The sequence below is a fragment of the Pseudomonas sp. P1_F7 genome (genome assembly GCF_056405655.1).
The window spans coordinates 1-10620 of the sequence record NZ_JBFUBR010000038.1 but is presented as its reverse complement, the minus strand read 5'-3'; the positions used below and the strand labels follow the sequence as shown (position 1 = coordinate 10620).

Annotated in this window: 9 protein-coding genes; 2 read left to right on the top strand and 7 right to left on the bottom strand. The window is 53.2% G+C overall.

Features of this window, described 5'->3' with window-relative positions:
- From AC1D1M_RS31045 to AC1D1M_RS31020, 6 genes are all read right to left on the bottom strand, one after another.
- The coding region (locus tag AC1D1M_RS31045; protein WP_477778650.1) for an MFS transporter at positions 1-739 on the bottom strand (739 nt) is incomplete at its 3' end.
- A gap of 95 nt (positions 740-834) precedes the next feature.
- Positions 835-1869: a GlxA family transcriptional regulator gene (locus AC1D1M_RS31040; protein ID WP_477778649.1), complete on the bottom strand. Its 1035-nt coding sequence runs from the start codon at positions 1867-1869 to the stop codon at positions 835-837.
- A 48-nt stretch (positions 1870-1917) separates the two neighbouring features.
- Positions 1918-3267 (bottom strand): MmgE/PrpD family protein, encoded by a 1350-nt coding sequence (locus tag AC1D1M_RS31035; protein WP_477778648.1) that lies wholly within the window; start codon positions 3265-3267, stop codon positions 1918-1920.
- 87 nt (positions 3268-3354) lie between these two features.
- Positions 3355-4398, bottom strand: coding sequence for a glycine betaine/L-proline ABC transporter substrate-binding protein ProX (gene proX, locus AC1D1M_RS31030; protein WP_477778647.1), 1044 nt, complete (start codon positions 4396-4398; stop codon positions 3355-3357).
- A 68-nt stretch (positions 4399-4466) separates the two neighbouring features.
- Complete coding sequence (gene proW / locus AC1D1M_RS31025; RefSeq protein ID WP_477778651.1) at positions 4467-5471, bottom strand: glycine betaine/L-proline ABC transporter permease ProW; 1005 nt, start codon at positions 5469-5471, stop codon at positions 4467-4469.
- Between the two features lie 8 nt (positions 5472-5479).
- A complete protein-coding gene (locus AC1D1M_RS31020) occupies positions 5480-6517 on the bottom strand; it encodes a quaternary amine ABC transporter ATP-binding protein (protein ID WP_477778646.1) in 1038 nt (345 codons plus the stop codon).
- Between the two features lie 447 nt (positions 6518-6964).
- Here AC1D1M_RS31020 and AC1D1M_RS31015 point away from each other — a divergent pair, with 447 nt between their 5' ends.
- On the top strand, positions 6965-7918 hold the full coding sequence (locus AC1D1M_RS31015; protein WP_477778645.1) for a LysR family transcriptional regulator: 954 nt from the start codon (positions 6965-6967) through the stop codon (positions 7916-7918).
- A gap of 114 nt (positions 7919-8032) precedes the next feature.
- On the opposite strand, the gene AC1D1M_RS31010 is transcribed toward AC1D1M_RS31015, so the two are convergent.
- Complete coding sequence (locus AC1D1M_RS31010; protein ID WP_223533753.1) at positions 8033-9268, bottom strand: aromatic ring-hydroxylating oxygenase subunit alpha; 1236 nt, start codon at positions 9266-9268, stop codon at positions 8033-8035.
- 743 nt (positions 9269-10011) lie between these two features.
- Here AC1D1M_RS31010 and AC1D1M_RS31005 point away from each other — a divergent pair.
- The coding region (locus tag AC1D1M_RS31005; protein ID WP_477778644.1) for a dihydrodipicolinate synthase family protein at positions 10012-10620 on the top strand (609 nt) is incomplete at its 3' end.

Below are 10620 nucleotides of genomic sequence, written 5' to 3'. Positions count from 1 at the left end.
AGCCGGCGATGCTCGGCTCTAACCCTCGGCTCGAGACAAGGAAAACCGCGCTCCAGTCGAGGATTGCGCCTTCAGTGAGGAAGACGATGAAACAGAGCGCCCCTAAAAACAGCACGATACCCCTGGGCACCGCGAACATTGGTCCACCCCGTTCAGTGCCATAAGTCAGAAAAGCAGGCGCTGCCTTGTAAAGCGCTCCCAAAACGGTGGCAACGATGCAGAGCGCAGCAATCAACGGATGCAGGCCCAAGGTCAGCAGAGCGGTCATCGCCCCGGCGCCCACTATGCCTCCGACGCTGTAAAGGCCATGGAAGCCGGACTGAAGTGCCTGCCCGCTGTTTTTCTCGACGATGACGGACTGTATGTTCATGGCGCAATCAAGCATGCCCATGCTGGCGCCGAAGATAATGACAGCGATGACCAGACCCGGCAGCCACACCAAGGTGCTCAACAGCGGAAGAACGGCACACAAGACAATCGTCGCCCAGATTACGACCGGTCGGCATCCATAGTGTGCAGTGAGATACCCAGCGAAGGGCATGGCCACAATAGATCCTCCGCCAAGGCCAAGCAGCAGCAACCCCAGGCCTCCATCGTCCAGGCCGGTGCGTGCTTTAACCAATGGAACCAGAGGCGCCCAAGCGGACATGAGTAAGCCCGCGATGAGGAAGGCAATGCGTGTAGACATCCGCTCATTGTGGTTAGCCGTGGGTATTAACACCGGCGATGGAGCATTCATAATTCTCGGTAATCCTTGTCGATGATGCTAGCCATCGTTTACTGGCTTAGGCAGTGCGGGTTTCGTATGTTTTTCGCGTGCCCGGGTTTCGAAACTTAGCGCCTGCGCTCATACGTTGCTCTATAACTGCTTGGCGCTACGCCAAAGAAGTCACGAAAGCGCATATGGAAGTTGGCGAAACTACAGAAGCCGGTCGCAATCGCGATATCGGTAATCGGCCGATTGCTCTGCAGAATAAGCTGTCGCGCTCGAGTCAAGCGCAGCTCGAGGTAGTAGCGTGTGGGCGTGGCGCCCACGAAACGGCAGAAGCGCCGCTCCAATTGTCGTCGGGAAATTTTCACACATTCAGCCAGTTCGTCGATCGATAGTGGCTCTTCGATGTTCTTTTGCATCAGCTCTAAAGCGAGCTTCAGGGTTTGTGGCAAGGTGGGGTCAGAGTCAACTATGACAGTCGATATCCCAGAGACTTCAGTGGTTTGATCACAACTGAGTATTTCCTCGACAGCATGGGTCAGCGACACGCCTTGTTTAGCGGTGATGAGCTCCAGCATCATGCGTAACGAGCTGCTGGCGCCAGCGCACGTGATACGGTTTCTATCTAATACGTGAGTCCGACAAGTGACCAGGACTTTGGGGAAAACATCCTCCATCATCGCTCGCCCATCTGGATGGAAGGCACACTCGACACCGTCCATTAACTGAGCTTCCGCCAGAAAAAACGCACCATTCCACAAACCGCCCATGGTCGCGCCAAGAGATGCGACGTTACGTAGCTTGCGCCGTAACAGCGGGTCGCTCATCAGCTTCACTCGCAAACCACCAGCGACAATGAGAACGTCGATACGATCCGGTAGTTGGGATAACTCCAGGTCCGCTGAAATTGCGATTCCCAGATCGCTCATCACAAGACGGTTCTTGATGCCGACCGTCAACACCTCAAACGCCGGTGTCTCGCTAATCAGGTTGGCGGTCACCAGCGCATCGATAGCGCCGGTGAACGACATCATCGAGAAATTGTTCAAAAGCACGAAAGCTACACGAGTCACCGCCTGCGGCATTAATGGTTTCTGCGCCGTATAGGAGTACCCCATGTTCTTGTCTTTAAGCACGCTCTCGAATACGAATGGCATAAATCCTCTTTGTCACCTTTACCAATAGCTACGAAACCGTTGCGCAATCTAGACAGCGGTTTTTGGAGCAGACAGCAACAAATCAAAGAATGCCTGGCAGTCATCGCTCTCAGGTAGTGTTTCAACACTGTTCTTGATCGCATTGCTGAGCGTGGATCCCAAGCTGTCATCAGCCAGCAAATGATATTTAGCCGTGAGTTCGGCACTCGACATAGGGTTGCCGGGGTCGCCCTTGGCCGTCGCGGTTGGGCTCGTAAGACGCGTGCCGTCTTTCAGGGTAACGGTGACGCGGGAGAGAATTTCCTCAGGGAACCTGGCGGACAGGTCGGGCGCCTCATGAAGGGTTATCTTCCCGCTGATGTTCAAGATGTCCGGCGCATGAATGGAATCCCCGGTGACTTCGTCAGGGCCCAGCTTTCCACGAACGATCAAGGCGGCCAGTGGAAATGCGAGCGCATATTGGGCCTCATCCGCATTCTTCGGAAAATGCCCCTGCAAGCACACAGACTCGTGGAATGTCTCGACATCGATGGTCTCGATCAACTCAGCAGTGATGACTGGATGTGCTCGCATCAAATCGGTCATGGCCGTGAGTGCCGGTTGCGCCCAGCGACATACCGGCCACGGTTTGAAATATTGCTCGTCGATCTCCCAACGGGTTCCGATGTCCTGCCAGAAAGTGGAAATCTCCAAAGGTTCAACGGTGGCGGCTGGAGCGCCAGTGACACCGAGCTGTGCCATCAGTAATGCGTTCAGTCCGGCATACGCCCCGGCGCCGTGGGCATCACGCAACATCGTCGGAAAGCTCACCAGGCGCATCATCGGGCACCTCGGGCCGAAGTATTCCGCGATACCCAGCGCATGACGGAATGTCGTTTCATCAAGCTTCAGCAAGCGGGCGCCAGCGCAAACGACCCCGATCCCGGAAAAGGCGCCTGAGGCATGATATTCAGGGGCGGTGGCCATCAATGCCTGACCCGCCCGCAAGGCGGTCTCGTAACCGATGCACAGTGCGCTGAGGAATTCTTCGCCGCTGATGTCTTTGCCCTGACTGCGATACGCGTCAACCAATGCAACAATGGCCGGGACAACAGTTGCACCTGCATGCCCCTTGGAGGTGAAGTGACCTTCATGCGCATCCAGGCTATCAACGCAGAAACCGCCGGCATACGCGGCGCCCAAGGGATGTACGGCTCTGCCGTCGAACCAAAGGCGGCTGGACAGCTTGTTGGCAGAGTAGTGGGTGTCAGCGTAGGTTTTGAGCATCACGCTGGTTTGATTATTGCGGGCTCCGGCGGCCACGCCAATGATGTCGAGCAGGCAAGCTTTGACCAGCTCGCGTGTATGCAGGGGCGCGTCCTTGTAACTGAAATTCTGGACGAATGAATACAACTGCATTTCAATATTCCCGAGTGATGAACGCCGAAACGGATAAAAAAGTTGCCCGGTGAAGGGCAACCTTTTATGCAGCTTTATAAGAAGGGACTAGTTCTTTGCGGTGGCGGTATTTGACGCGGCGCGTGCGTCTGCCAGCCAGCTGTCGTATTTCGCGCGATGGGCCGCGATCCATTCTTTGGCGTGACGAGTAATGTCAGCTGCACTTTTTTCACCATTGTGCATTTTAAGATTTTGCGCGCTTTCATCGTCGGTAGTGATCTGCATTTCAGACAGGAACTTCACGGCCGCCGGGTTTTTCTCGGCGAACTCTTTGTTGATGACCGCTCTGACACTGTCTACCGCGAAACCAAGGTTTTTACCATTAAAGGTAGTGTTGGTATCGTTTTTGCCACCCGGGAGATCCGTACGCGGCACGGTTAACCAAACCACATCTTTACCTTCGACCAGAACACCGGAGATCCACTGAGGTACCCAGGTGTAATAGAGAATCGGCTTGCCTTCTTTATAACGAGCAATGGTGTCGGCCATCAGGGCAAAATAGGAGCCCTGGTTATTGGAAACGGTCTTTTCCAAGCCGTAGGCTTTCATATGGTGGGCAATGATCAGCTCACAGCCCCAGCCGGGGTTGCAACCTGTCAGGTCTGCTTTACCGTCGCCATTACTATCGAACAGCTTGGCGATCTCTGGCTTTTTCAAATCATCGATAGAGGTGATGTGATACTCATCAGCCGTTTTCTTATCGATCATGTAGCCCTGTAGTACGCCCGGCATAATAGCGCCGGTTTTCACCATCGCCTCATCGCCGCCTGCCTTCTCGTAGAAAGATTTGTGTAGTTCCTCCCACAGATGAACCGAGAAATCAGCGTCACCATTGGCAATCGCAATCATCATGGTGGAGTACTCGGTTTCCTTGGGTGTCTCAACGTCGTAGCCCAATTCCTTGAGACCTGCCATTGCAATCTCTCCGCGAAACCGCTCTTCGGCGATTGACGGGAATATGGGAGTGATTGATACCCCTTTTCCGGGCAGCTGCGCCGTGGCGGCCGATGCGAAAACAGGTGAAACCGCTAGTACTAAAAGCGCGACAGAATGAATGAATTTCTGTTTTATTCCGAATGTTGCGAAGTTCATTATCGTTTACCTGCGCTGGATTAAGAAGTTGGTATTTCTTTTGGTTCACGACGCGCCGCTGAGCGGAGTTAGTTTTCTTTGGGGCTGACTTCTATTTTCGTAAGAGTGTTTTTTTTCTTCAGGCGATAAACGACACCCGCCGGGCCTGTCTGGTACCAGTGCTCACCTTTGGTTGCCCTGTTACTGCGTTCGCCCATTGCCTGGGTCAGTCGGTCGAGGAAGATCGCCAGCAATACCAGCCCCAATCCACCGACGGTTGCCAAGCCCATATCAAGGCGGCCAATCCCTCGAAGCACCATCATCCCCAACCCGCCAACCGAAATCATTGATGCGATCACCACCATGGAAAGTGACAACATTAATGCCTGATTCAGACCCGCCATGATCGTCGGTGCAGCTAAAGGAAGTTGAACCCGCCTCAGCATTTGGCGTGGGGTGCATCCGAAAGCGCGGGCTGCTTCAACCTTGTCCTCCGGTACCTGGCGAATTCCCAGATTGGTGAGCCTGACCAGTGGCGCTACTGAAAAGATGATCGTGACCAGTACTCCCGGTACGTTGCCGATGCCAAACAGCATCACCACGGGTACCAGATAAACAAATGCAGGCAGTGTTTGCATTGCATCGAGTACCGGCCGCAGAAGCATCTCCAATCGGTCACTCCGGGCACACAGGACGCCCAGCGGTATGCCAATAACTGCACAGAAAAACAGTGAAGTGAGCACCAGGGCGAGGGTGATCATGGCGTCATTCCATACGCCGATCACTCCTAAGAGGGTGAGGGTGACGAGACAAAGGATTCCTATCTTTTTCCCTCCTACCTGCCAGCCGAAGAGCGTCGCAATAGTAATGAATATTGACGGAGGGATAGCCAACAATCCGAACTGAATACCATTAAGTACCTGGTCGATTGGCCATCTTATCGAGCGGAATACCTCGCGGAAATTATGAACCAGATAATTCAGGGCAACTTCTACCCATTGGCCCAAAGGGACGTTGATGGATTGAAACGGGTCTAGAAAACTGAATTCGTTCATGTAATCACCTGAATGTCCGAGCCTGGCAAGCCAGCAAATAGAGACTATTAGTGTCGGCTCATTGTCTGAAGCAGTAGGCTCTTGGAGATCGTGCCTTTGAACACACCCTGGCGATCCAGCACGGCAACTGGATTAACTGCATCAGCAACGATGTGAAAGACGTCCTGCAGGAGTACATCGTCGCGCAGCGTAGGAGTGGATTGATCCATGGAGTACGGATGCTCTGCGCAAATTTTGGCAACATCACCAGCCTTGAGGATCTTCGAGGCATCAAAGCCTTTGAAGAAAGCCCTGACGTAATCGTTCACCGGGTTGCAAAGCAGCTCTTGCGGGGTACCAATCTGTACTACCCGGCCACCCTCCATGATCGCAATGCGATGGCCGATGCGAATCGCCTCGTCAATGTCATGGGAGATGAAGATGATGGTGCGATGCTGTTCTGCCTGCAGGCGGATCAGTTCGCCCTGCATTTCGTGGCGAATCAACGGGTCGAGTGCCGAGAAGGCTTCGTCCATCAGCAGGATAGCGGGATCATTGGCCAGCGCTCGGGCCAGGCCTACCCGCTGTTGCATACCGCCGGACAGTTGGTGCGGATAGCTGTAGGCGTGGCCATCGAGCCCCACCTGTTTGAGTGCCTCGAGTGCACGTTTATGCCGTTCACTTTCCTCGACACCCGAGATTTCCAGACCGAAAGCAACGTTGTCGATCACACTCATGTGGGGCATCAGGGCAAACGACTGAAACACCATGCTCATGTCTTTGCGACGAACGCTGAGGAGATCAGCATCCGACAGACCGGTAATTTCCTGTCCGTTAAGATGGATTGTTCCGGAGGTTGGCTCGATCAGTCGATTGAACAAGCGGACCATCGTCGACTTCCCGGAACCGGAAAGCCCCATGATGACGAAAATCTCTCCACGTTTTACGGAGAAACTGGCATCAAAGACGCCAACGACTTGACCGGTTTTGCTGAAAATTTCACTTTTATCAGCACCGCGAGCCAGCATCTCCATCGCGAGTTTTGGCTGAGCACCAAAGACTTTGTAAATGTTTTTTACCGAGAGTATCTCGTCACCAAGACTCATAACCCCTCCTGCTGCAATTACGACGTAAGATCAAGAATTCAGGTGTAGTGTCTTGATCAGTTCAGACGGTGCTTGTGGGGGCAGTCAAGCTGGGAAAAAGGTTGGGAAATAGTCATTGTGACCATCCTCTTTAATATGTGATGTTTATTATTCTTGTTTTATCGGCGCTGAATTAAGCAGTACCTTGAGAACCAAGTTATTACCTAATAGAGTCAGCGTCTAACAACATTTCTTCCAGTCAATCAATAACGTCATGTTATCAATCATTTAATTATGTCAATTTGCGACTGCGGCTGTGCCAGTTGCGAAGACGACTGCGGATGGCCCTGTCTTAGGCCCTGTGTTTGAGCTACGCTCCAGCGTAGGCTCTAGGTGGAACCCTCTCGCCGATCTCGTCCCTAACGGCCCTCCGAAGGGCCCCGAACCGGATATTCAATACTCTAGGTTATGGTTAAGCACATCGATCCAGACATGACGCTGCTGAAAATGCCGTCCCTGAAAGCAGTGAAGTCATTCGTAGCCGCCGCAAAATATCAGAGCTTTACGCGTGCGGCAGAAGCACTGTGCGTTACTCAAGCGGCAATCAGCCGTCAGATTCGAGAACTTGAGGCGTACCTTGGAGTGGATCTCTTCAAGAGGGTGGGGCGAGCAGTCGAGTTGACGGAAGCCGGATCCATCTTTTTTGATGCGGCACAGCTATCTTTCGTCAACATTTCCCAGGCGGCGGAGCGCATTCGCACCAACAATGCAGGCAAGCGCACGTTGACGCTTTGCTGTTCTCCCGCGTTTTCAGCCCTCTGGCTCGCAGCGAAGCTGCCAGGTTTTTTTTCCAAGAACGCAGACATCGACCTCAATCTGGTAACCACTCAAAACTTTTTGTCGATGGAACCGGGTGTAACTCCGGACATCTTCATCACCAAAATGGCCAGGATTCAGGATGGCTACCGCAGTTATCCGTTGTTTCATGATGTCATCTACCCGGTGTGCACACCTCGTTACAAAGAGGAGCACCCTGAGCTGTCCAGCCTGGAAGGATTACGCGACGGGGTTTTGCTAAACCTCAGCCCTTATGGCAGATCCCAGGTAGCGGAGCACGTTGACTGGGGCGTTTGGCTGGCTTATCACGATGTTGATATCGAGAAACGCCCCCACGACAGCCCTCACGTGTTCAACGCGAACGACTACAACTTGGTAATTAGCATGGTGTTGACCCATCAGGGCGTCGCCCTCGGATGGAATCACCTGGTTGCAAACCTGATCGAAAACGGCACGCTGATTCGGCCGATCAAAGAGGAAGTGGTTCTCCATGAAAGTCAGCACTATCTGACATTTCGTGAAGACCGGATCAATGACGACGCCTGTTGCCGGCTACGAGACTGGATTCTCGCCCAGTTTTCCTGAGCTGTTTAGAAGATAGGAGTACTGACTGAGCAGTGATTCGGGGTGCGAGGAGGGGAGAAGTTTGAGTATGCCGGTGGTGATCATTCGTGGTTCTCACCACCGGCAGTTTTACTCTTAGCCGACAGATCTTAACGGGATCGTGTCATTGAGCTGCTCAAGCATCGTTTTGCAGTACCAATCATCAAACTGACACACACCGATTTCGCTAGCCACCGACAAAGGGCCTGGCTCGTAAGCAGGGGAGCTGACCCCGACCTGTGCGCCTTCCACCAAGGTGCGATCCTGGTCATTGGTTGCAAGCCAAACCTTGGTCAGGCGATCGATGTCGTAGTCGACACCTTCCTGCGCGTCCTTCTTGACGATCCATTTTGTAGTGACCAACGTCTCGCCCGGACCGATGGGCAGAACGCGGAAGCTCAGCGCGTGATCGCCCAGAAAGTGGTTCCAGGTTGATGGGTAGTTGAAATAAAGCAGCGCACCGATGTTGGCTTCACCGGTTGTGTCCAAGCGACCGGCAACCGCAGGCTTGCCATCCATTGTGTAGCTGACGGCCCCGGAAAAAAGGGGGATGCGCGTCATGCGGAAGCGACCGTCTTCGTCCATGACCAATTGGCTGGGCAGGCCTGCTGCTTCGCAACGATCCCAATGCTCTTTGAGTTCAAGATCCTCATCGCCGCCGGCGCCACCCACTGATGGGTTGTCGACGAATGAGTGCATCAATTCCGGGTGAGTAAAATCGCAGTGGTAACACTCGCGGTTGTTCTCGAAAACCAGTTTCCAGTTGCCTTTCTCGATGATGTTCGACTCAAACGCGACTTTGCAGTCGTCCAGGTTATGAGGCGCAACGAAAGGGGTGACGGATTTTCTGAACGACGAAAAGTCTGGGGCGACATCTGCTACGCACACATAGATGTACGTTTCGACGACCTCACAATGCACGGTTTTCAACCCATGCTGAGACTTGTCGAAATCGTCCCCCATGTTCCCGGCGAAAAGCAGTCTGCCATCCAGCTCGAATGTCCATTTGTGGTAAGGGCACACCAGCTTGGCGACCTTGCCGCTTGCTTCCGGGCACACCTTGGAGCCGCGATGGCGGCAGGCGTTGTGGAATGCACGAATCTGCTTGTCTGCGCCGCGCACGATAGCGACAGGGTAATCGCCGATTTGCAGCGACAGGTACTGACCCGACTTCTCCAGCTCAAATGTGTGCCCTGCGAAGATCCAGCTTTTGTGCCAGATCTGTTCCAGATCCTGCCTGTAAACGTCTGGATCGCTATAAAGGGCACCTGGCAGCGCGTGGTCAGGCTTGCGCTGCGCGATAAGATTTGAAACTGCCGATTTAGTGCTCACGGTCAACACACTCCAAAATACCAAGGGGGCGACACGTTCAGCCTGCTCAGCGAGGTGAGGCCAAACGGTCTTGAGTTCGCAGTACCGTCTGTGGATGCAAGCCCATCAAACCGTGCTGCTTCTATCCGCGAACCGGAACGGTTTGCCACGTCCAGGAAACGCCTTACGAAATGTGCCTTCTTGGATGGGGGTGCCATCCGTGCACTCATTTCGTTTCTGAGTCATTACTAATGCAGATAATTCTTTAATGCCGATGTTTGCATCAATAGCAATATTTCTACAGCACCATATTCGATCCCGGGCAAACGAATCCTAACTAATGGGACGAATGTACGAGAGATCTTATTCTCCAATTCGTCGGGAGAATATCGCTGTTGTAAGGCTACGACGGCAATCATGCGTCAACAAGAAACATTTACTCTGATCAATGCATAAACAAATGTTATCGATTGACGTCGCGGCTCCGATGAAGAAAATTCAAATCATTGAAAATAAAGGAAATATTATTTTTCAGGACGAGTGAAACACCCATCTGGAAATGTATACGCCAGAGATACACTCTATTGACCGCCTTCTTGGCCCATGCCAGTCTGGATTCAACAGTAGCCAAAGTGCCGTAGTTGATCTCGTGTTTGAGCAATGGGAACTGTCCCGTGAAAACATGGCGATTTTTATCGTGTTCAAGGCATCAAAGCTGACGCGCTTACTGATCTTCCACCTAACTCGCATTCGGAGCATTTATCTTGAAATTTGAAGGCATTTATACGCCAGCAGTAACTCCTTATAACTCTGATGGGGAGATTGACTGGAATGTGTACTCGGAAGTTTTGGAATCGCTGATTGAGGCGAAGGTACACGGCATTATTATCGGCGGCTCAACCGGCGAGTATTATGCGCAGACTTCGGAAGAGCGCACCGAGTTGGCGGCCTACGCCAAAGATGTGATCGGCACTCGGGTGCAACTGATCGTCAGCACCGGGGCGATTCGTACCGAAGATGCGGTTCAGTACGCCAAGGATGCCAAATCGATCAAAGCGGACGCCATTCTGGTCACGTCCCCGCCTTACGCGCTGCCAACCTCACAGGAAAACGCGATTCACGCGCTCACTATCGATCGCGCAGCGGACTTGCCGATCATGCTTTACAACTATCCGGGGCGCATGTGCGTTTCGATGGATGAAGAATATTTCAAGCGTGTCAGCCAATCGAAAAACGTCGTCGCCATCAAGGAAAGTTCCGGCGACATGGGCCAGGTGCATATGCTGGCCCGGCAGTTCCCCAACATCGCTTTGTCCTGCGGATGGGACGACCAGGCCCTCGAGTTTTTTGCCTGGGGCGCCCCTGGGGCGCCC

What these genes read in the sequence shown, in the direction of transcription:
- AC1D1M_RS31040 (WP_477778649.1), bottom strand. Translation starts at nt 1,869, where the DNA reads ATGCCATTCGTATTCGAGAGCGTGCTTAAAGACAAGAACATGGGGTAC.
- AC1D1M_RS31035 (WP_477778648.1), bottom strand. Translation starts at nt 3,267, where the DNA reads ATGCAGTTGTATTCATTCGTCCAGAATTTCAGTTACAAGGACGCGCCC.
- proX (WP_477778647.1), bottom strand. Translation starts at nt 4,398, where the DNA reads ATGAACTTCGCAACATTCGGAATAAAACAGAAATTCATTCATTCTGTC.
- AC1D1M_RS31020 (WP_477778646.1), bottom strand. Translation starts at nt 6,517, where the DNA reads ATGAGTCTTGGTGACGAGATACTCTCGGTAAAAAACATTTACAAAGTC.
- AC1D1M_RS31015 (WP_477778645.1), top strand. Translation starts at nt 6,965, where the DNA reads ATGGTTAAGCACATCGATCCAGACATGACGCTGCTGAAAATGCCGTCC.